At 60.5% G+C, this 20,282-nt stretch carries 20 protein-coding genes; 18 read left to right on the top strand and 2 right to left on the bottom strand.

Annotation, left to right across the window (positions count from 1 at the left end; all coding sequences use genetic code 11):
* Positions 1-54 precede the first annotated feature (54 nt).
* On the bottom strand, positions 55-915 hold the full coding sequence (locus EE36_RS04050; RefSeq protein ID WP_005849734.1) for a MurR/RpiR family transcriptional regulator: 861 nt from the start codon (positions 913-915) through the stop codon (positions 55-57).
* 114 nt (positions 916-1,029) lie between these two features.
* On the opposite strand from EE36_RS04050, the gene EE36_RS04045 reads away from it, so the two are divergent.
* The 7 genes from EE36_RS04045 (at position 1,030) to EE36_RS04015 (ending at position 8,701) form a co-directional block, all read left to right on the top strand.
* Positions 1,030-1,797 carry an N-formylglutamate amidohydrolase gene (locus EE36_RS04045; RefSeq protein WP_005849732.1) on the top strand — a complete coding sequence of 256 codons (768 nt, stop codon included), beginning with the start codon at positions 1,030-1,032 and terminating at the stop codon, positions 1,795-1,797.
* On the top strand, positions 1,794-2,315 hold the full coding sequence (locus EE36_RS04040; protein ID WP_005849730.1) for a TRAP transporter small permease subunit: 522 nt from the start codon (positions 1,794-1,796) through the stop codon (positions 2,313-2,315). The genes EE36_RS04045 and EE36_RS04040 overlap by 4 nt, the downstream gene beginning before the upstream one ends.
* Positions 2,305-3,630, top strand: coding sequence for a TRAP transporter large permease subunit (locus EE36_RS04035; protein ID WP_005849728.1), 1,326 nt, complete (start codon positions 2,305-2,307; stop codon positions 3,628-3,630). The genes EE36_RS04040 and EE36_RS04035 overlap by 11 nt, the downstream gene beginning before the upstream one ends.
* Before the next feature lie 67 nt (positions 3,631-3,697).
* Entirely contained in the window at positions 3,698-4,735 is a 1,038-nt protein-coding gene (locus tag EE36_RS04030; RefSeq protein ID WP_005849726.1) for a TRAP transporter substrate-binding protein, read from the top strand.
* Between the two features lie 73 nt (positions 4,736-4,808).
* Positions 4,809-6,170 carry a glutamine synthetase family protein gene (locus tag EE36_RS04025; RefSeq protein ID WP_005849725.1) on the top strand — a complete coding sequence of 454 codons (1,362 nt, stop codon included), beginning with the start codon at positions 4,809-4,811 and terminating at the stop codon, positions 6,168-6,170.
* A gap of 3 nt (positions 6,171-6,173) precedes the next feature.
* On the top strand, positions 6,174-7,550 hold the full coding sequence (locus EE36_RS04020) for an aldehyde dehydrogenase family protein (RefSeq protein WP_005849723.1): 1,377 nt from the start codon (positions 6,174-6,176) through the stop codon (positions 7,548-7,550).
* Positions 7,551-7,555: 5 nt separating this feature from the next.
* Positions 7,556-8,701, top strand: a complete 1,146-nt coding sequence (locus EE36_RS04015; RefSeq protein WP_005849721.1) for an iron-containing alcohol dehydrogenase — start codon at positions 7,556-7,558, stop codon at positions 8,699-8,701.
* A 153-nt stretch (positions 8,702-8,854) separates the two neighbouring features.
* On the opposite strand, the gene EE36_RS04010 is transcribed toward EE36_RS04015, so the two are convergent.
* Positions 8,855-9,973 (bottom strand): Do family serine endopeptidase, encoded by a 1,119-nt coding sequence (locus EE36_RS04010; RefSeq protein WP_005849719.1) that lies wholly within the window; start codon positions 9,971-9,973, stop codon positions 8,855-8,857.
* Between the two features lie 157 nt (positions 9,974-10,130).
* Here EE36_RS04010 and EE36_RS04005 point away from each other — a divergent pair, with 157 nt between their 5' ends.
* The 11 genes from EE36_RS04005 (at position 10,131) to EE36_RS03960 (ending at position 20,273) form a co-directional block, all read left to right on the top strand.
* Entirely contained in the window at positions 10,131-10,802 is a 672-nt protein-coding gene (locus EE36_RS04005) for a response regulator transcription factor (RefSeq protein WP_005849717.1), read from the top strand.
* Positions 10,799-12,142 (top strand): HAMP domain-containing sensor histidine kinase, encoded by a 1,344-nt coding sequence (locus EE36_RS04000; RefSeq protein ID WP_005849716.1) that lies wholly within the window; start codon positions 10,799-10,801, stop codon positions 12,140-12,142. The genes EE36_RS04005 and EE36_RS04000 overlap by 4 nt, the downstream gene beginning before the upstream one ends.
* Positions 12,143-12,253: 111 nt before the next feature.
* Positions 12,254-13,669, top strand: a complete 1,416-nt coding sequence (locus EE36_RS03995; protein WP_005849714.1) for a cytochrome ubiquinol oxidase subunit I — start codon at positions 12,254-12,256, stop codon at positions 13,667-13,669.
* A 10-nt stretch (positions 13,670-13,679) separates the two neighbouring features.
* Positions 13,680-14,687: a cytochrome d ubiquinol oxidase subunit II gene (cydB, locus tag EE36_RS03990; protein WP_005849712.1), complete on the top strand. Its 1,008-nt coding sequence runs from the start codon at positions 13,680-13,682 to the stop codon at positions 14,685-14,687.
* Positions 14,687-14,797 (top strand): DUF2474 family protein, encoded by a 111-nt coding sequence (locus tag EE36_RS17275; protein ID WP_005849709.1) that lies wholly within the window; start codon positions 14,687-14,689, stop codon positions 14,795-14,797. Before cydB ends, EE36_RS17275 begins: the two co-directional genes overlap by 1 nt.
* A gap of 119 nt (positions 14,798-14,916) precedes the next feature.
* A complete protein-coding gene (locus EE36_RS03985; RefSeq protein WP_005849707.1) occupies positions 14,917-15,879 on the top strand; it encodes an NADPH:quinone oxidoreductase family protein in 963 nt (320 codons plus the stop codon).
* A gap of 139 nt (positions 15,880-16,018) precedes the next feature.
* On the top strand, positions 16,019-16,543 hold the full coding sequence (locus tag EE36_RS03980) for a CoxG family protein (RefSeq protein ID WP_005849705.1): 525 nt from the start codon (positions 16,019-16,021) through the stop codon (positions 16,541-16,543).
* Positions 16,544-16,608: 65 nt separating this feature from the next.
* Positions 16,609-17,538 carry an ABC transporter ATP-binding protein gene (locus tag EE36_RS03975; RefSeq protein WP_005849703.1) on the top strand — a complete coding sequence of 310 codons (930 nt, stop codon included), beginning with the start codon at positions 16,609-16,611 and terminating at the stop codon, positions 17,536-17,538.
* Entirely contained in the window at positions 17,535-18,296 is a 762-nt protein-coding gene (locus tag EE36_RS03970; protein WP_005849702.1) for an ABC transporter permease, read from the top strand. Before EE36_RS03975 ends, EE36_RS03970 begins: the two co-directional genes overlap by 4 nt.
* 52 nt (positions 18,297-18,348) lie before the next feature.
* The gene (locus EE36_RS03965) at positions 18,349-19,146 is read left to right on the top strand and encodes a S49 family peptidase (RefSeq protein ID WP_039911517.1); all 798 of its coding nucleotides are present in this window, start codon (positions 18,349-18,351) and stop codon (positions 19,144-19,146) included.
* Between the two features lie 173 nt (positions 19,147-19,319).
* Entirely contained in the window at positions 19,320-20,273 is a 954-nt protein-coding gene (locus EE36_RS03960; RefSeq protein ID WP_005849697.1) for a calcium/sodium antiporter, read from the top strand.
* Positions 20,274-20,282 lie beyond the last annotated feature (9 nt).

Raw genomic sequence — 20,282 nt, 5'->3', positions numbered from 1 at the left:
TGATGTGTCACGAACGGATGTCGCAGTGGCGGTGTGCGGGGGTGCGGCTGGGGCTTAGTTGCTGCGGAAAATACGCGACTCGCCGATCATCTGTTCCAGCGCCGCGATCCTTTCGGCACTTTGGTCGGAGCTGCGCGATTGCACGTCGGCGACCAGCGCTTCAATCAGAAAGTTAATCGCCAGCGTTGAATCCCAGCTCGACGGCACCTCGACCATGGCGCGGAAACAGTGGCGGGCGTGTTTTTCGATGGGCGACCCCCAGGCATCGGTGAACAGCACGATGGTCGCGCCTTGCTTGACCGCAAGATCGGCGAGCTTTTCCAGCTCTTTTTCGTAGCGGCGGATGTCAAAGACGATCAACACTGAACCCGCGTCCATATCCAGCAAGGATTGTGGCCATGCACTGGGGGAGGAATCGAGCAGGGTGACCTGCGGCCGGATAATCTGCAGGTGGTTGAAAAAGTAATGCGCGTTGGACCGCGTGATCCGCCCGCCCAGCAGATAGAGCCTGTGCGACGGATCGGAAAGCAGCGCCGCAACCTCGTCGAATTCAGCCAGATCAAGCCGTTCAAGCGTGCGGTTCACATTGCCCGATACCGCCTGAATAAAGCGCGACACCATGTGATCGCTGCTGTCACCGGGGGTGTCGAGCTTGGCCAGCGGCTTTTTCATCCGTGCGCCGATCTCGTCGCGGATGGCGTCCTGCATATCCGAGAAACCATCGAACCCCAGCTTGCGCGCCAGCCGGATGATGGTGGGCGATGACACCTCGGCCAGTTCGGCCAGCCGTGTGATGGATTGCAGCCCCGTGAGTAACTGGTCGTCCAGCAGAACAGCCGACAGTTTACGCTCTGCCGCCGTTAGCTCGGTCTGCTTTTCTTTCAGCAGATCGCGGACCAGTGCTTTTTTGTGCAACTCATGTTCCTTTCGGTACAGCGCAGATCAGTGTGAAGCAAAGATTACAGAAAAAATCTTGACAGGCTAGAAAATTCTGTAGTGATTGTGAGGCAACAAGACGATAGGGGCACCGTGACCAATACCGACTGGAATGCCGTAAACATCGTGAACCCGCAGGGGCAGGGGGGCTGGCTGTTGGTGTGTGAACACGCCTCGCGCCGGATACCCGATGCGCTGGACGGGTTGGGGCTGTCCCCTGCGGCAAGCTGTTCGCACGCCGCGTGGGACATCGGCGCGCTGGATGTGGCGCACGCGCTGTCAGATGCTCTGGACGCGCCTTTGGTGGCCGGTGACATCTCCCGTCTGGTCTATGATTGCAACCGCCCGCTTGCGGCCCCGGACTGTATTCCGGCGCGCAGCGAGATTTATGACATCCCCGGAAATGCCGCTTTGGACGATGCCGGACGGCAGCAGCGTTTTGATCAGGTGCATACGCCATTTCACGATGCGGTCGCCCGTGTTCGCGAAAGCTGGCAGCCCGCCCAGGCCGCGCCGGTGCTGGTCACGATCCACAGCTTTACGCCTGTCTATAACGGGGCGACCCGCGCGGTTGAACTTGGCTTTCTCTACCACGCGCAGCCCGCCGCCGCGCAGGCCTTGCTGGCGGTTGAACAGGCGCGGGGGCGCTATGCTTCGGCGCTGAACGAACCCTATGCCGCGACAGATGGCGTGACCTATACGCTTGAAAAACATGGCGAGGCGCAGGCGCTGCCTGCCGTGATGATCGAGATTCGCAATGATCTGATCGATACACCCGAAAAAGCGCAGGACATGGCGCGGCATCTGGCCGAAAGCCTGACCCAAGCCTTTCCCATCCCCGACAGCGAGGCCGCAGAATGAACGCGATGCGCAGATATATCCGGGTGGTCGACGGCTTTAACTATGGCCTTGGCCGGATCATGATGTACGGGATTTTCGTGCTCATGGGGATCCTGCTGTGGTCGTCCTATAACAAGACATTCGCCTCGCCCCAGATCTGGACGCTGGAAATGGCGCAGTTCGTGATGGTGGGCTATTACATCCTTGGCGGGCCCTATGCTTTGCAGATGGGCGCGAACGTGCGGATGGACCTGTTCTATGCCGAATTGACCCCGCGCAAGAAGGCCTGGACGGACTGTATCACCGTCTTTTTCCTGCTGATCTATCTGGTGATCCTGCTATGGGGCGGTATCGAATCCACGATGTATTCGTTCAAATACGGGGGGGAGCGCAGCCCGACCGCGTGGCGCCCCTATATGTGGCCGGTCAAAGTGACCATGTGCATCGGCATCACCCTGATGCTGCTTCAAGCTGTCTCTGAACTGTTCAAGGACATCCTTTTCCTCAAATCGGCAGAGGAGACCCGCGATGCCCTATGAGTTGATCGCCATCCTGATGTTTTCGACCATGATGCTGATGCTGCTGACTGGACAGCGCGTGTTCGGGGCCATCGGCTTTGTCGCGGTGATTGCGGCGCTGTTTCTTTGGGGGGATCGCGGCGGCTATGACATCGGGTTCTCTGCCGCGATCAAGCTGATGCGTTGGTATCCGCTGCTGACCCTGCCGATGTTCATCTTCATGGGGTACGTGCTGTCGGAAAGTAAAATTGCCGACGATCTATATAAAATGTTTCACGTGTGGATGGGCGGTTTGCGCGGCGGGCTGGCCATCGGGACGATCGGGCTAATGGTGCTGATCTCTGCTATGAACGGGCTGTCGGTGGCGGGCATGGCGATTGGGGCCACGATTGCGCTGCCCGAGCTGTTGAAACGCAATTATGACAAGCTGATGGTGACAGGGGTCATTCAGGCGGGGTCCAGCCTTGGCATCCTTGTGCCGCCGTCGGTCGTGCTGGTGCTCTATGCGATGATTGCGCGGCAACCAGTGGGGCAGCTGTGGCTGGCTGGCGCGATCCCGGGGCTGATGATGGCCACGATGTTCATCATCTATATCGCCATCCGCTGCCGCCTGAACCCCGATCTGGGCCCCGCCCTTTCCGCCGAGGAACGCGATGTGGGTTGGCCCGAAAAGCTGCGCTTGCTGCGCGCGGGCCTGCTGCCGGTTGTGATCTTTGCCGTGATGATGGTGCCCTTTGTGAACGGCTGGACCTCGCTTGTCGAAAGCTCTGCCATTGGTGCGATTGCGGCCTTTCTGGCTGCGGTGCTCAAGGGGCGGATGACGCGGGCGGTGTTCGAGACGTCGGTGCGCCAGACCCTTGCGATCACGTGCATGTTCATGTGGATCATCCTCGCGGCGCTGGCCTTTGGTGCGGTGTTTGACGGGCTTGGGGCGGTCAAGGCGATTGAAAACCTGTTTACCGAACAATGGGGCCTGAACCCTTGGGTGATCCTGATCCTGATGCAGCTGTCGTTTCTGGTCATGGGAACGTTTCTGGACGACACGGCGATGCTGGTCATCGTGGCCCCGCTCTATGTACCGCTGGTGGGTGCGCTCGGGTTCGATCTGGTGTGGTATGGTGTGCTTTATACGATCACCTGCCAGATCGCCTATATGACGCCGCCCTTCGGCTATAACCTGTTCCTGATGCGCGCCATGGCCCCGCCAGAGATCACGATCCGCGATATCTACCGGTCGATCATCCCCTTTGTCGGGGTCATGGTGCTGGCGCTCGCGGTGGTCATGATCTTCCCGCAGATCGCGCTTTGGCTGCCGGACTATGTCTATGGAAAATAAGCATTAACAACCAAGCGGTCAGAGCAACTGGCCCTTTTCATCCCAACCCCAACAAGGAGTATGAGACATGACAACAAGACGTAAGTTCCTGAAAGGAGCCGCCGTTGCCGGTCCGGCAACCCTTGCCGCACCATCGATCCTGCACGCCCAAGAGCCGATCCGCTGGCGTTTCCAGACCTATGCGGGGTCCGCACTAGGCGAAGAGGTGACGAAACCCGCCATCGACGCGATCAACGCCGCTGCCCAAGGTGAGCTGGAAATCGAGCTGTTCTACGCCGACCAGATCGTCCCCACGGGCGAGCTTTTCCAGGCGCTGCAACGCGGCACCATCGACGGCGTGCATTCGGACGATGACTCCATGGCGTCGCCCACGCCTGTCCGCTCCTTCGGCGGATATTTCCCGCTGGCGACGAAACACGCGCTCGACGTGCCGGTGCTGTTCAACCAATACGGTCTGGCCGACATCTGGCGCGAGGAATACGCCAAGGTTGGCGTGCATTGGCTGTCTGCGGCGGGGCAAGACCCGTGTAACTTCAACACCGTCAAGCCGATCAAATCGCTGGCCGATATGGACGGGCTGAAGCTGTATACCTTCCCGACGGCGGGTCGCTTCCTGTCGCAATTCGGCGTCGTGCCGGTTAACATCCCTTACGAGGACGCTGAAGTCGCGGTGCAGACGGGCGAGCTGGACGGTATGGCGTGGTCGGGCATCACCGAAGACTACACCGTCGGCTGGGCCGATGTGACCAACTACTTCTGCACCAACAACATCTCGGGGGCGTGGATCGGGTCGTTCTTCGTCAACGCAGAGAAATGGGCAGAGCTGCCGGATCACCTCAAGCAGATCGTGAACTCCGCGATCGAGGCGAGCCACACCTACCGCAACCAATGGTACTGGGGCGGCGAGGCGCGTCTGCGTGCATCGGGCGAGAAGCTGGAGCTGACATCCGTACCGCAGGACGAATGGAAAGTGGTCGAGGAAGCGGCGGTGAAATTCTGGGACGAGATGGCGGAAGAAGGCGAAACCGCCGCCAAGATCGTGCAGATTTTCCGCGACTATAACAACGTCATCTCGAAAGCGGGCCCGCCCTATACTTTCGGCTGATCCGGCTTTGACATCATGACCATCGGGGCGGCGCATCTGTGCCGCCCCCTCACATCAAAAGGGACGTTTGCAGATGGGCAACCTTACTTTCGACACGCTCAAGGACCTGGCCGCCAAAGGCGAGGTGGACACGGTGCTGGTGGCACTGGTGGACATGCAGGGCCGCCTGATGGGCAAGCGTTTTCACGTCACGAATTTCATCGATCATTCCCACGCGGAGACGCATTGCTGCAACTATCTGCTGGCAACCGATCTGGTAATGTCCACGCCCGAGGGCTTTGCCTCGACCAGCTGGGAAACCGGCTATGGCGACTATGTGCTGCGGCCTGATCTGTCGACCATGCGCCATGTGCCGTGGCTGGATAAAACCGTGCTGGTGCTTGGCGATGTGCTGGATCACCACACCCACGAACCTGTCTCCCATTCGCCGCGCGCCATGCTGAAAAAGCAGATCGCCCGACTGGATGCGCTTGGTTTTGACGCGATGATGGCGACCGAGCTTGAGTTCTTTCTGTTCGAGGGCGACTACCGCACCTTGCAGAAAGAAAAATACGCCAACCTCGTGCCCCTGAACGGCCACAACGAAGACTACTGCCTGTTCCAGACCACGAAAGAGGAAAGCTTCCTCCAGCCACTGCGCAACCATCTCGTGGGGGCGGGAATTCCGGTCGAATGCACCAAGGGCGAGGCCGAGGTCGGCCAGCAAGAGCTTAACATCCGCTATGCCGATGCGCTGGCCTGTGCCGATCACCACACGATTTCGAAACAAGCGGTGAAAGAGATCGCCTATCAGCAGGGGTTCTCGGCCTCTTTCCTGCCCAAGTGGTCGGCGGATAAGGTGGGGTCGTCCAGCCACGTGCATATGTCGCTGTGGAAAGACGGCACGCCTGCATTCTATGACAAGGACGCCAAGCTGGGGATGTCGCAGATGATGCAGCATTTCATGGCCGGCCTGATCGCCTATGCCCCTGATATCACCTATTTCTTCGCGCCCTATATCAATAGCTACAAACGCTTTGCCAAAGGCACCTTTGCGCCTACGAAAACCGTCTGGTCTGTCGATAACCGCACCGCGGGCTTCCGGCTGTGTGGCGATGGCACCAAGGGTATTCGCGTTGAATGTCGCATTGGCGGGTCTGACCTGAACCCCTATCTGGCGCAGGCTGTGTTGCTGGCGGCGGGCCTCAAGGGGATCGAGGAAAAGCTGCCACTGCAAGAGCCGACGATGGGCGATGTCTACGAAGACGCCAACGTCACCGAAATCCCCCGCACCCTGCGTGCCGCGACCCAAACGCTGCGCAACTCTGCCATGCTGCGCGAGGCCCTTGGCGACGACGTGGTTGACCACTACACCCGCGCAGCCGAATGGGAGCAGGAGGAATACGACAAGGTCGTGACCGACTGGGAAATCAACCGCGGATTTGAGCGAGCATAAGCCATGACAAACACTTTGAAATGTACCTCACCGATTGACGGATCGGTTTACCTTGAACGCCCGGTCCTGTCGCTGGAGGCGGCACGCGATGTCTGCGCCCGCGCCAAGGCAGCACAAGGCGCATGGGCCGCGCGCCCCTTGTCCGAACGTGTCCAACTGGTGCGCAGTGCCATTGCCGAGGTGGGCAAAACCACCGATCGTATGGCGCAGGAGCTGGCGCACCAGATGGGCCGTCCCGTGCGCTATGGTGGCGAATTCAACGGCTTTGCCGAGCGAGGCAACCACATGGCCGACATCGCCGAAAAGGCGCTGGCCCCCACAATCGTCGAAGACAGCGACAAGGCCACCCGCAAGATCACCCGCGAGGCGCGCGGCGTTGTGCTGGTCGTGGCCCCGTGGAACTATCCCTATATGACGGCGATCAACACGGTCGCGCCAGCGCTGATTGCGGGAAATACCGTGGTGCTGAAACACGCCACCCAAACCCTGCAAGTGGGTGAACGTCTGGCCGAAGCTTTCCACGCCGCAGGCATCCCCGACGATGCCTTCCAGAACGTTTTTCTTGATCACGACACCACCTCGGCACTGATCGCTGAACGGCAGTTCGGCTTCGTGAACTTCACCGGCTCGGTCGGGGGCGGCAAGGCGATGGAGATTGCAGCCGCAGGCACCTTCACCCCCGTCGCGACCGAACTGGGGGGCAAAGACCCCGGCTATGTGCGCGCCGACGCGGATGTTGACGCCGCCGTTGACGGGCTGATGGATGGGGCGATGTTCAACGCGGGGCAGTGCTGCTGCGGGATCGAACGGATTTATGTGCACGAAAGCCTGTATGATGCCTTTGTCGAAAAAGCTGTGGCTTGGGTCAATGCGCTCAAGCTTGGCAACCCGCTTGAGGCGGATACCGATATCGGCCCCATGGCGAACGTTCGTTTCGCCGCCGAGGTCCGCGCCCAGATTTCCGAGGCCGTCGCCGCCGGTGCGACCGCGCTGATCGATACCTTCGAGGCGGATGACGGCGGCGCGTATCTCACGCCGCAGATCCTGACCAACGTCACCCACGACATGCGCGTGATGCGCGACGAAAGCTTTGGCCCGGTCGTGGGCATCATGCCCGTCAAGGACGACGCGGAAGCGATTGCGCTGATGAACGACTGCCAGTTCGGCCTGACCGCCGCGATCTTTACCAAGGATGCGGATGCCGCCGATGCCATCGGCGCGCAGCTGGAAACCGGCACCGTATTCATGAACCGCTGCGATTACCTTGATCCGGCCCTGTGCTGGACCGGCTGCAAGGACACAGGGCAGGGCGCGGGCCTGTCCGAGCTTGGCTATCAGGCGCTAACGCGCCCCAAATCTTACCACCTGAAAAAGGCTTGATCCTTATGGCACTGCAAAACAACTGGTCCTACCCCACCGCCATCCGCTTTGGCGCGGGCCGTATTTCTGAAATCGGAGAGGCCTGCGTGGCCACGGGGATGAAAAACCCCTTGCTGGTGACGGATAAGGGCCTTGCCTCGATGGAGATCACGACCCGCACGCTGGACCTGCTGGACGGCGCGGGCTTTGGCCGCGCGATGTTCTCGGAAGTGGACGCGAACCCGACCGAACTGAACCTCGAGGCGGGGCTGAAAGTCTACCGCGAGGGCGGGCACGATGGTGTGATCGCCTTTGGCGGTGGCTCTGGCCTCGATCTGGGCAAGATGGTCGCCTTCATGGCGGGACAGTCGCGGCCTGTGTGGGATTACGAAGATGTGGGCGATTGGTGGACCCGCGCCGATGCCGATGCCATCGCGCCGATCATCGCCGTGCCGACAACCGCCGGTACCGGGTCCGAAGTGGGGCGCGCGTCGGTGCTGACCAACTCTGAAACCCATGTGAAAAAGATCATTTTCCACCCCAAAGTGCTGCCCAGCATCGTGATCTGCGATCCCGAGCTGACGGTGGGGATGCCCAAACATATCACGGCAGGCACCGGCCTTGATGCCTTTGCCCATTGCGTCGAGGCGTTCAGCAGCCCGCATTACCACCCCATGTCGCAGGGTATCGCGCTGGAGGGCATGCGGCTGGTCATCGACTATCTGCCGCGCGCCTATGCAGACGGCAACGACATCGAAGCGCGCGCGCAGCTGATGTCGGCGGCGGCGATGGGGGCGACGGCGTTCCAGAAAGGTCTGGGCGCGATCCACGCGATGAGCCACCCGATCGGCGCGGTGTTCAACACGCACCACGGCACCACCAACGCGGTCTGCATGCCCGCGGTGCTGGATCTGAACGAGCCTGAAATCCGCGAACGCTTTGACCGCGCGGCAGGGTATCTGGGGATCGACGGCGGCTATGACGGCTTCCGTGCCTTCGTGCAGGAGTTCAACGACAGCTTCGGTATTCCGCGCAAACTGTCGGACATGGGCGTGAGCGCAGACCGGATCGACGATCTCGTCGCGATGGCGCTTGAAGATCCGTCTTGCGGTGGCAACCCTGTGACATTGACCACGGAAAACCTGCGCAAGCTGTTCGAGGCGACAATCTAAACTTCCGCAGAGGGCCCAAAAGAAAACCACCCCCGACGGTCTGCGTCGGAGGTGGTCTGCCGCACCCGGGCGGACGGGCGGTGGGGCCCGCCGCGTTGGGGAACGCGGTCGGGCAAATCCAGCAGGGAACGAGGTAAGCCCGCTGGAAGACGCTTACGCTTTTTGATCGGCCAATGTGCCGATGGTGACCGTCCGCGTGACCTCTTTGCCCTTGTGCAGGACCATGACCTCGGCTTTGGCTTCCGGATCGGTTTCGGCCACAGCGCGGGTCAGGTCGCGCAGTTCCTTGATCTCTGTGTCGTTGAACGACAGGATGATATCACCTTTCTCAAGACCCGCTTTCTTGGCGGGGCTGTCATCGCCGATGGCTTCGATCACTGCCCCTTTCGGCGCGTCCAGCCCCAGCACTTGCGCGACCTCTGCCGTCATCGGGCGGATTTGTACGCCAAGCCAGCCGCGGGTGATTTCCCCGTCGTCGGACAGGTCGGCCACGATGTCCTGCACCAGATCGGATGGTACGGAAAAGCCGATCCCGACAGAGCCGCCATCAGGCGACAGGATCGCGGTGTTCACGCCGATCACCTCGCCCGCGTTATTGAACAGCGGCCCACCGGAGTTGCCACGGTTGATCGCCGCATCGGTCTGGATAAAGTCATCATAGGGGCCTGCGTTGATATTGCGCGACTTGGCCGAGATGATGCCGGTGGTGACCGTGCCACCCAGACCAAAGGGGTTGCCCATGGCGACCACCTCGTCGCCGACGCGCATGTCATCGGAAGACCCGAATTTCACCGCTGGAAGGTCCACATCCGCTTCGACCTTGAGCACGGCAATATCTGTCAGCACATCGCTGCCGACCACCTTGGCGTCAAAGCTGCGGCCATCGGCCAGCTTGACCTTGACCGTGTCGGCACCGGTGACAACGTGGTTGTTCGTTACGATCATTCCGTCCTTGGACACGATAAAGCCCGATCCAAGCCCGTGCATCGGCTGTGCGCCAGCCGGTCCTTGCGGCATCAGTTGTTCAAAACGTTTGCGCAGTTCCTCTGGCATGCCTTCGGGCAGTTGCACCTGCGCGCTGGCCTGCTCTGCCGTGCCGGTTACCTCGATGAAGACAACAGCGGGTGAGATTTGTTCGACCAGATCGGCATAGCCGCCGGCGGGCACCGCCAGAGCCGCCGACGGGGCAAGCGTCATGGCCGAGGTAGAGGCGAGGGCCGCTGCGAGCACAAAGGGTGCTGCGCGGCGGGGGGAGGAGAAAAGAGATGTCATGCGTGGTTCCTTCGTCTTCAGGGATGACACCCAAATGGCAGCCCTTTCTAACAGCGGGTTTTTGCGGGCTATACAAATGTGTAAACTTGTCTCTCGCAGGTGGCAGCACGCCCTATATCAGGTATCGAAGGATCAAAGCCTCAATGGACCATTGTATATGAAACTGCTTGTCGTCGAAGATGATGCAACCACCGGAACCTATATCGCGCGGGGGTTGCGCGAAGAAGGGCATACCGTTGATCTTGTCGCCGAAGGGCGCGAGGGGCTGATACAGGCGACCTCGGGTGCTTACGACGTGCTGATCGTCGACCGGATGCTGCCAGAGATCGACGGGCTGACCCTGGTCAAGACCTTGCGTGGCGCGGGTAACCTGACGCCGGTGCTGTTTCTGACCGCCATGGGCAGCGTTGATGACCGTATCAGCGGATTGAATGCAGGCGGCGACGACTATCTTGTCAAACCTTTCGCCTTTGGCGAGCTTTCGGCGCGTGTCACCGCTCTCGCACGGCGCCCCCAAGCGATGGAGCAGGAAACCGTGCTGCGTGCAGGCGATCTTGAAATGCAGCTGATCACCCGCAAGGTGACCCGCGCCGGACAGGAGATCGACCTGCTGCCTCGTGAATTTGCCCTGCTGGAACATCTGCTGCGTCGCAAGGGCAGGGTGCAGACCCGGACCATGTTGCTTGAGGCGGTCTGGGACATCAGCTTTGACCCGATGACCAACGTTGTCGAAACCCACATCAGCCGTTTGCGGGCCAAGGTGGACAAACCCTTTGACCGCGAGCTGATCCAGACCGTGCGCGGTGCCGGCTACCGGATCGACGGATGACCGCGCGTCTGGCGCAGCTTTGGCGGTCCATGCCGGTGCGGTTGGCGCTGCTGCTGGTCTTGCTCTTCTCGACCGTCAGCCTGATGGGGTTGGCGGCCAGCTATGCGGTGACGCAGAATTCATTTGAAACCGCGATCCGTGCGGATCTTGAACAGGATATCGCGGGCTTTCGCGCGGCCCCCAATGCCCGCGCCGTGGCCCTGCTGGTGGACGCTGAATCGCGCGACGCCGATCCCAGCCGCGTTGTGCTTAGCTATATCACCCCGTCGGGGCGCATCTATGGCAACGGGGCCATCGCGCGGGATGACGAAGGCTATCATATCGTGTCGCTGGCCGAGGGACGGGCCGAATATGACGGGGTCTACCTGTCGCTGACAACGCCGCTTTATGGCGGGCAGTTGACCGTCGCCCGCAGCCGCGCACAGATCGAAGGGCTGCGCACGGTGTTCCTGAATATCCTGCTGATCAGCCTGCTGCCCACGGTGCTGGTCGCCTTGTCGGGCGGGCTTTATCTGGCGCGGCGCAGCAAGCGGCATGTGGATGTCATCGGGCGCACGCTGGATGACCTGACGACCGGCGATCTTGCCGCGCGGGTGACCGTGTCGCCGGGGTGGGCGGATGATCTGCAACGGATCGGCAGCAAGGTGAACCAGATGGCAGGTGCACAAGAGGCGCAAACCCAGATGCTGCGGCAGGTATCGTCGGACATTGCCCATGACCTCAAGACGCCGATCCAGCGCGTCGCGGTGCATCTGGACGATCTGGCGCGCAGCCTGCCCGAAGACACGGACGAAGGCATCTTGCTGGCCAAAGCGCAGGAGGAGGTCGCGGGCATCGCTTCGGTCTTTCAATCGCTGCTACAGATCGCTTCGGTCGAGGCAGGGTCGCCCAAGACGCATTTCACATCTGTCGATCTGAACCAGCTTTGCGAGACCCTCACCGAAGTGTACGAGCCCGCCGCCGCGGCCAAGCAGCAGCGGTTGCACAGTGTCGTGCCCGACGCGCAAATCACCGTCTCGGGCGACAAGAACCTGTTGGGGCAGATGATGTCGAACCTGCTGGAGAACGCCATGCGCCACACGCCCGAGGGGAGCGAGATCACCCTGACGCTTTCCCGCACGCAGGGGCGGCCTGTGATCGAGGTGGCCGACAATGGCCCCGGCATCCCCGAAGATGCGCGCGACAAAGTGCTGCGCCGCTTGTATCGATTGGATGCCAGCCGCCACACGCCGGGCAACGGGCTGGGGCTCAGCCTTGTGGAGGGGGTGGTAAAGCTGCACGGCGGGCAGATCGCGCTGCTGGACAACGCGCCGGGGCTTCTTGTGCGGATCACCCTATAGCACGCCCGTCTTCTGCGGCGATTTGAGCATGTGACTTATGGGGGGTGCAGCGCTATCTAGGGTGTAAGGGCCGAAACCCGTTGTTTTTGGCCATTCACTACGAGGTACGACATGCTTGATGGGTTTTCCGCCGAGGTTCTGGCACGGGTCCAATTCGCCTTTACCGTTTCGTTTCACATTATTTTTCCGGCGTTCTCGATCGGGTTGGCCAGCTTTCTGGCGGTGGTGAATGCGCTTTGGCTATGGACCAAGGACGAAACCTACAGGGTGCTTTTCGACTACTGGAAAAAGATCTTTGCCGTGGCCTTTGGCATGGGCGTCGTGTCGGGCATTGTGATGTCCTATCAATTCGGCACCAACTGGTCGGTCTTCTCTGACAAGGCGGGGCCGGTGGTCGGGCCGCTGATGGCCTATGAGGTGCTGTCGGCCTTCTTCCTAGAGGCCGGCTTTCTGGGCATCATGCTGTTTGGTCTGAAACGGGTCGGGCCGGGGCTGCATATGTTTGCCACAGCGATGGTGGCTTTTGGCACGTTGCTTTCGGCCACTTGGATCCTGTCGGTGAACAGCTGGATGCAGACCCCTGCGGGCTATGGCTTTAACGATGTGGGGCAGTTTATTCCGCTGGATTGGTGGAAGATCGTCTTCAACCCGTCGTTCCCCTACCGCTTGCTGCATATGGTGCTGGCGGCTTATCTGACGACGGCGCTGGTTGTGGGCGCTGTGGGTGCGTGGCATTTGCTGAAGGACAATCAGGGGCCTGCGTCGCGGCGCATGTTCTCTATGGCGATGTGGATGCTGCTGCTGGTCACCCCCTTGCAGATCGCGGCAGGGGATTTCCACGGCATCAACACGCTAGAGCATCAGCCCGCCAAGGTCATGGCGATGGAGGGGCATTTCGACAGCCACCCCGACGGCGCGCCGCTGATCCTGTTCGGCATCCCCAATCAGGCAGAAAAACGGGTCGATTACGCCATCGAGGTGCCGAAACTGTCGTCGCTGATCCTCAAGCATGACCTGAACGCGCCGCTGGACGGGCTGGACACGATCCCTGACGAGGACGAGCCGCCGGTTGCCATCGTCTTTTTCTCGTTCCGTGTGATGGTGGGGCTTGGTTTTGCCATGCTGGGCTTTGGCCTTTGGGGCGGGATCGCGCGCTGGCGCGGGACGCTGCACAGCTCGCGCTGGTTGCATCGGGCGGCGATCGTCATGGGGCCGATGGGCTTTGTCGCGGTGTTGGCCGGTTGGATCACGACCGAGGTCGGGCGTCAGCCCTTTACCGTCTACGGGCTGCTGCGCACCAGTGACAGCCTTGCGCCAGTCAGCGCGCCTGCGGTTGGTGCATCGTTGATCTCTTTCATCGTGGTCTATTTCTTCGTCTTCGGGGCGGGGGTGTTCTATATCCTCGGGCTGATGCGCAAACGCCCCCATGTGGGCGCGCAAGGAGAGATTACCGACGGGCCGGTGCGGGCGGCGGGGACGACTCCGGTGGCGCAGGACAAGACCCAAGACATAGCAGCGTCAGAGTAGGAGACAGCAGATGTTTGGATTAGAGCTTTCGTTTATCTGGGCCGGCATCATCGCGCTTGCGGTGCTGATCTATGTCATCCTCGACGGGTTCGACCTTGGGGTCGGGCTGTTGTTCCCGCTGTCCAAGGACGAGGGCGAACGCGATGTGATGATGAACTCTGTCGCGCCGATCTGGGACGGCAATGAAACGTGGCTGGTTCTGGGCGGCGGCGGTTTATTCGCCGTTTTCCCGTTGGCCTATGCCACGGTGATGCCCGCGCTTTATATGCCGATCATTCTGATGCTGTTGGGGTTGGTCTTTCGTGGCGTCGCTTTTGAATACCGCTGGCGCACGGTGCGGGGCAAACATCTGTGGGATATCTCGTTCTTCGGGGGCTCGCTGGTGGCCTCCATGTGTCAGGGGATCGCGCTTGGCGCGCTGGTGCAGGGGATCGAAATCGAGAACCGCGCCTATGCCGGCGGCTGGTGGGACTGGCTGACGCCCTTCTCTGTCCTGACCGGTTTCGCGGTGACCGTCGGCTATGCGATGCTGGGCGCGACCTGGCTGAACATGAAGCTCGAGGGCCGTATTCAGGCGCATATGCGGAGGCTGGCCTGGCCTTTCGCCATCGCAACACTGGTGTTCATGGGGCTCGTCAGCCTTTGGACGCCCTTCCTGAACGACGCTTTCTTTGGCCGCTGGTTCGCCTTTCCGACCGCGATCTTCAGCTTTCTGGTGCCTGCCTTGGTGGCCGCAGCCGTCTATGGGCTGTTCCACGGGCTGCAACGTCATTGGGATGTGACGCCGTTCCTCTGCGCGCTGGCGCTGTTCGTGCTGGGCTTTATCGGGATCGGGATCAGCTTCTACCCCTATATCGTGCCTTCCTCGCTGACCATCGTCGAGGCCGCGGCACCAGACAGCAGTCTCAAGTTCGCCTTGGTCGGCACCTTGGTCCTGCTGCCGATGATCCTGTCTTACACGATCTATACCTATTGGGTGTTCCGCGGGAAGATCGACCCCGAAGAGGGTTACCACTGATGCGACGCAACTGGATGACACGCACCGGGTGGTTTGTCCTGATCTGGGTGCTGAGCGTCGCGGCGCTTGGGCTGGTGGCCTATGGGATCCGATTGATGATCATGCCCTGAGGGGGGCATGGCGGGGCCAGGCATTTGCCGTTGGGTAATTTCACAAGGGTCGGGGCAAGGGGGTTGCAAAGCCGCCAATGCTCTGGCCCTTTTGCGTGAAATAGCAAGAGGATCCCCCGATGCGCGCCATGCAAGTCACCGCCTATGACCAGCCCCTGTCCGAACAAGAGCTGGAAATGCCCGTCCCCGCCGCTGGCGAAGTGTTGATCAGGGTCGATGCCTGCGGGTTGAACTTTGGTGACCTGCTGATGATCAAGGGGACCTATCAGCAAAAGCCAGATCTGCCCTTTACGCTGGGGATGGAGCTTTCGGGCAGCGTCGCCGCCGTGGGGGAGGGCGTGACCGATCTGGCCGTTGGTCAACGTATCGCAGCCTATAGCGGCCTGCTGGGGCTGGCCGAATATGCCGCCATTCCCGCCAATGTCTGCGTGCCGATCCCCGACGATATGCCGGCCGAGGATGCCGCGGCCTTTCTTGTGGCCTATGGCACCAGTCATGTGGCGCTGGACTACAAGGCGCGGCTGCAACCGGGGGAACGTCTGCTGGTGCTGGGGGCATCAGGCGGGGTCGGGCTGACCGCGGTGGAGCTGGGCAAGCTCATGGGGGCAGAGGTCATCGCCTGCGCCCGTGGTGCGGCCAAGCTAGAGATTTGCCGCGCTGCCGGGGCCGACCATCTGATCGATTCAGAAACCGATGACATCCGCGAGGTGGTGAAATCCTTGGGCGGGGCAGATGTGGTCTATGACCCGATCGGCGGCGACCAGTTCAAGGCGGCGCTGCGGGCCTGCAACCCCGAGGCCCGCATCCTGCCGCTTGGGTTTGCCTCGGGCGAGGTGCCGCAGATCCCTGCCAATATCCTGCTGGTCAAGAACATCGACGTGCTGGGTTTTTTCTGGGGCGGCTACAAGAATTTCAAGCCGCAGGTGCTGACAGACAGCTTCAAGGTGCTGATTGACTGGTATAGCGCGGGCAAGCTGAAACCCCATGTGAGCCACGTACTGCCGCTGGATCAAGCGAACGAAGCGCTGGACCTGCTGCGCACGCGCAAGGCGACGGGTAAGGTTATCGTACGGGTGAGCTAGGGTCTGCGTTTTATTGGCGATTTGGCGACTGTTGATATCTTTTGCGGCCCTATCGCAATAGTCGGACCCGCGCGTTTGACCTTGGCGTTGCCAATTGATGTGCGCTAGGTTGTCGCAAAGCCATCAACGGAGAGCCCCCATGAAAATGTCAGAGACCCGCCAGATCGCAGCCAGCCCGGCAGAGGTATATGCCGCGCTGCTGGACCCTGACATGCTGATCAAATGCGTCCCCGGCGCGACCGAGGTGACCGGATCGCCGGAAGAAGGGTTCGAGGCGACCGTGGTGCAGAAGGTCGGCCCCGTCAAAGCCACGTTCAAGGGGCAGGTCACCATGACCGATATGGTGCCCGACCAGTCGATCAAGATCAGCGGCGAAGGCAAAGGCGGTGCCGCGGGCTTTGCCAAGGGCGAGGCGGACGTGACGCTGGCTGCTGTCGATGGCGGGACCGAGCTTTCCTATGACGTCGAGGCCAAGGTCGGCGGCAAGCTTGCACAGCTTGGCAGCCGGATCATCGACGGGTTCGCCAAAAAGATGGCGGACCAGTTCTTTAACAACCTGCAAGAAACGCTTGAGGGCCCAGCCGAAGATGCGCCGACGGAAGCGGCAGAGGCAGCGGATGCACCAGCCGAGAAAAAGGGCTGGTTCGGCCGCAGCAAAAGCTGACGGGTAGGGCCTGTTCACTTTGGGATAATCAGTCTAGTTTCCGGCCAACAACACCGGAGACGCCCATGCCTGACATCGTAAAGATCACCGACCTGCGCAAGGCCTATGCAGATGGGTTCGAGGCGCTGAAAGGCGTGTCGCTGAACATCCGAGAGGGCGAAATCCTTGCCCTGCTTGGCCCTAATGGCGCAGGGAAAACAACACTTATTTCAACCATTTGCGGGATCACGACCGGCACAGGCGGTAGCGTCACTGTGGGCGGTTTCGACACGGTAGACGACTACCGTGGTGCGCGGTCGATGATCGGGCTGGTACCGCAAGAGATCAACCTTGAACCCTTTGAAAAAGTCATCAGCACTGTGCGTTTCTCGCGCGGGTTGTTTGGGAAACCCAAGGATGATGCGGCAGTTGAAAAGATCCTGCGGCAGCTATCGCTGTGGGACAAGAAAGACAGCCAGATCCGCGCCTTGTCGGGCGGGATGAAACGTCGTGTCTTGATTGCCAAGGCATTGGCGCATGAGCCCCGCGTCCTGTTCTTGGACGAACCCACCGCCGGCGTCGATGTAGAGCTGCGCCGCGATATGTGGAACATCGTCGCGGATCTGAAAGCCAGTGGCGTGACCATCATCCTCACCACCCACTATATCGAGGAAGCCGAGGCGATTGCCGATCGGATCGGTGTGATCGCCCACGGCGAGCTGCTGCTGGTCGAGGATAAAGACACGTTGATGTCACGCATGGGGAAAAAGCAGTTGGTAGTGCAGCTGACCCAACCGATTGACGCGATCCCCGACAGTCTTGTCTCTGACGCGCTGACCCTGTCCGACGACGGGCACGCGTTGATCTATTCCTATGACACGCGGGCAGAGCGGACGGGCATCACCAAGCTCTTGTCCGATGTCGCGGCCGCGGGGCTTGTGCTGTCTGATCTTGAGACGTCGCAAAGCAGTCTTGAGGATATTTTTGTCGATCTGGTCAAGGAGGACGCGGCATGAACTGGATCGCTGTCAAATCCATCTACACGTTTGAAATGGCGCGCTTCTTCCGTACCATCACGCAGAGTCTGATCTCTCCGGTGTTGTCGACGTCGCTGTATTTCGTGGTGTTCGGCGCGGCGATCGGCAGCCGCATCCAAGAGGTCGAAGGCATCAGCTATGGCGCGTTCATTGTACCGGGGCTGATCATGCTGAGCGTGATCACGCAGTCGATCTCGAACGCGTCCTTTGGCATCTATTTCCCCAAGTTTATCGGCACCGTGTTCGAACTTTTATCCGCGCCGGTTAACTTTATCGAAATTGTCTGCGGCTATGTCGGGGCTGCGGCGACCAAGGCACTGTTTATCGGGGTGATCATCCTGCTCACGGCGTTCTTCTTTGTGGACATCACCATTCAGCATCCGATCTGGATGGTGGCCTTTCTGGTGCTGACCTGCATCAGCTTTTCGCTGATGGGCTTCATCATCGGGATCTGGGCGGGCAACTTTGAACAGTTGCAGCTTGTGCCGCTGTTGATTGTGACGCCCTTGGTCTTCCTTGGGGGATCGTTCTATTCGATCTCTATGCTGCCGCCGGTGTGGCAGGTGATCTCTCACTTTAACCCGGTGGTGTATCTGATCTCGGGCTTCCGCTGGGCCTTCTTCGGATCGGCGGATGTGCCGATTGTAACCAGCCTTTTGGCCATCGCGGGCTTTACGGCGCTGTGTCTTGCGGTGATCGGTTGGATTTTCCGTACCGGCTGGCGGATTAGGCAGTAAGTATCGGGTGCCCTCCTTGTTTGCAGGTATGGTGCACTCTACATGGGAAGGTATGAGAAAATACCTTCCCTTTTTGGCCTCCCGTCCGACGGTTTCCGTGGTGCGACTGTCTGGCGTGATCGGGGGCCGCACCCGTGGTGGCCTGAACGACAGCGGCATTGGCCCCGCCATCGACAAGGCATTCAACCGCGGCAAACCCGCGGCTGTGGTTTTGGAAATCAGCAGTCCCGGCGGTAGCCCGGTGCAATCGTCGTTGATCGGCGCGCGCATCCGGCGTCTGGCTGAGGAAAAGAACATCCCCGTCATCGCCTTTGTCGAAGATGTCGCGGCCTCTGGCGGATATTGGCTGGCCGCGGCTGCGGATGAAATCTATGCCGATCCCAGTTCGGTTCTGGGGTCTATCGGTGTGATCTCGGCGTCTTTTGGTGCGGATGAATTTATCCAACGCCACGGGGTAGAGCGCCGGGTTTATACCGCAGGCCAGTCCAAATCCATGCTCGACCCGTTCCGCCCTGAAAAGCCCGAAGATGTCGCGCGCTTGAAACAACTGTTGGAGGATATCCACGGGAACTTCATCGATCACGTCACATCACGCCGCGGAAGCAAGCTATCCTCTGATTCTGACCTGTTCACCGGAGAGGTCTGGCTGGCGAAACGCGCCACCGAGCTGGGGCTGATCGACGGCATCGGCCACCTGCGCCCGATGATCAAGCAACGCTTTGGCGACAAGGTGAAGTTCAACCGCTACGGCACCAAAAAGGGGCTGCTGTCCCGTTTTGGTGCGCAGATCATCGGCGACGCGGTCGACAGTATTGAAGAGCGCGCGGCCTATGCGCGGTTCGGGCTCTGACGCATGGTCTTTAAGATTGTCTTATTGTTTCTGGTCGCCATGGGCACGCTCGCATGGTTTGGAAAGATGCACTGGCTGGGCGGTAAGCGCCTGAGCCAGAAGAAATGTAATAATTGTGGACGCTATCGCATTGGGAAATCTCCCTGCGGATGCGGGGGTAAACGCGGATGATTATGCCTTGGGTTCTAAGTGTTTTGGGGCTGGTGATTTTGTTGCTGGCCGGGGATGCGTTGGTTAAGGGGGCGGTCAACCTGTCCCTGCGCCTCGGCGTGCCCGCTTTGATCGTCAGCCTGACGATTGTGGCGTTCGGGACGTCTGCGCCCGAATTGCTGGTGTCGATCAAGGCGGTGTTGGACGATTCACCGGGGATCGCATTGGGCAATGTCGTGGGGTCGAACACCGCGAACATCCTGCTGGTGCTCGGGGTGCCCGCCTTGCTGGCGACGATGCACACGTCAGAGTGTAGCACGCGCAAGACGTTCAACATGATGATTGCGGCTTCGGTGTTGTTCATCGGGCTGGCGTATCGTGGCGTTTTTGATTTCTGGGCGGGTTTCGTGTTGCTGGGGGCCTTGGCCTATGTCCTGTACGACATGTACCGCGACGGCAAAGAGCATCGCCGCGAATGTAAAAACGCTGCCGCCGCGGACCTGGAAGAGCCCGAAGGGGCCGATCCCGATATGCCGGGCTGGCGCATTGCGGTATTCCTTGTGCTCGGGTTGGTGGGTTTGCCCCTCGGGGCGGGGCTGCTGGTGGATAATGCGTCCATGATCGCGCGCGCCTACGGGGTGAGCGACACGGTCATCGGGCTGACGTTGGTGGCGATCGGAACCTCGATGCCCGAGCTCGCAACGACCGTTATGGCAGCGCTGCGTCGTCAGGCTGATGTCGCCTTGGGTAACGTGATCGGGTCCAACCTGTTCAACCTGCTGGGCATTATCGGTATCGCGAGCCTCGTAGGGCCGATCCATGTTGATCCGGAATTCCTGCGGTTCGATTTGTGGGTCATGCTGGGGGCGTCGCTGCTGTTGATCCCCTTTGTGTATCTGGGGCGTGACATTAACCGCATCTGGGGCATCGTTCTATGTGCCGTCTATGCGGGCTATATGGCGGCCGTTCTGATCTAAAAGAGGTGC

Source organism: Sulfitobacter sp. EE-36 (assembly GCF_000152605.1).
GTDB lineage: Bacteria > Pseudomonadota > Alphaproteobacteria > Rhodobacterales > Rhodobacteraceae > Sulfitobacter > Sulfitobacter pontiacus.
This window is presented reverse-complemented; position numbering and strand designations above follow the sequence as displayed.

Coding starts and splice junctions, on each gene's coding strand:
- EE36_RS04040 (WP_005849730.1), top strand. CDS start 1,794: ATGAACGCGATGCGCAGATATATCCGGGTGGTCGACGGCTTTAACTAT.
- EE36_RS04035 (WP_005849728.1), top strand. CDS start 2,305: ATGCCCTATGAGTTGATCGCCATCCTGATGTTTTCGACCATGATGCTG.
- EE36_RS04030 (WP_005849726.1), top strand. CDS start 3,698: ATGACAACAAGACGTAAGTTCCTGAAAGGAGCCGCCGTTGCCGGTCCG.
- EE36_RS04025 (WP_005849725.1), top strand. CDS start 4,809: ATGGGCAACCTTACTTTCGACACGCTCAAGGACCTGGCCGCCAAAGGC.
- EE36_RS04020 (WP_005849723.1), top strand. CDS start 6,174: ATGACAAACACTTTGAAATGTACCTCACCGATTGACGGATCGGTTTAC.
- EE36_RS04015 (WP_005849721.1), top strand. CDS start 7,556: ATGGCACTGCAAAACAACTGGTCCTACCCCACCGCCATCCGCTTTGGC.
- EE36_RS04010 (WP_005849719.1), bottom strand. CDS start 9,973: ATGACATCTCTTTTCTCCTCCCCCCGCCGCGCAGCACCCTTTGTGCTC.
- EE36_RS04005 (WP_005849717.1), top strand. CDS start 10,131: ATGAAACTGCTTGTCGTCGAAGATGATGCAACCACCGGAACCTATATC.
- EE36_RS04000 (WP_005849716.1), top strand. CDS start 10,799: ATGACCGCGCGTCTGGCGCAGCTTTGGCGGTCCATGCCGGTGCGGTTG.
- EE36_RS03995 (WP_005849714.1), top strand. CDS start 12,254: ATGCTTGATGGGTTTTCCGCCGAGGTTCTGGCACGGGTCCAATTCGCC.
- cydB (WP_005849712.1), top strand. CDS start 13,680: ATGTTTGGATTAGAGCTTTCGTTTATCTGGGCCGGCATCATCGCGCTT.
- EE36_RS17275 (WP_005849709.1), top strand. CDS start 14,687: ATGCGACGCAACTGGATGACACGCACCGGGTGGTTTGTCCTGATCTGG.
- EE36_RS03985 (WP_005849707.1), top strand. CDS start 14,917: ATGCGCGCCATGCAAGTCACCGCCTATGACCAGCCCCTGTCCGAACAA.
- EE36_RS03980 (WP_005849705.1), top strand. CDS start 16,019: ATGAAAATGTCAGAGACCCGCCAGATCGCAGCCAGCCCGGCAGAGGTA.
- EE36_RS03975 (WP_005849703.1), top strand. CDS start 16,609: ATGCCTGACATCGTAAAGATCACCGACCTGCGCAAGGCCTATGCAGAT.
- EE36_RS03970 (WP_005849702.1), top strand. CDS start 17,535: ATGAACTGGATCGCTGTCAAATCCATCTACACGTTTGAAATGGCGCGC.
- EE36_RS03965 (WP_039911517.1), top strand. CDS start 18,349: ATGAGAAAATACCTTCCCTTTTTGGCCTCCCGTCCGACGGTTTCCGTG.
- EE36_RS03960 (WP_005849697.1), top strand. CDS start 19,320: ATGCCTTGGGTTCTAAGTGTTTTGGGGCTGGTGATTTTGTTGCTGGCC.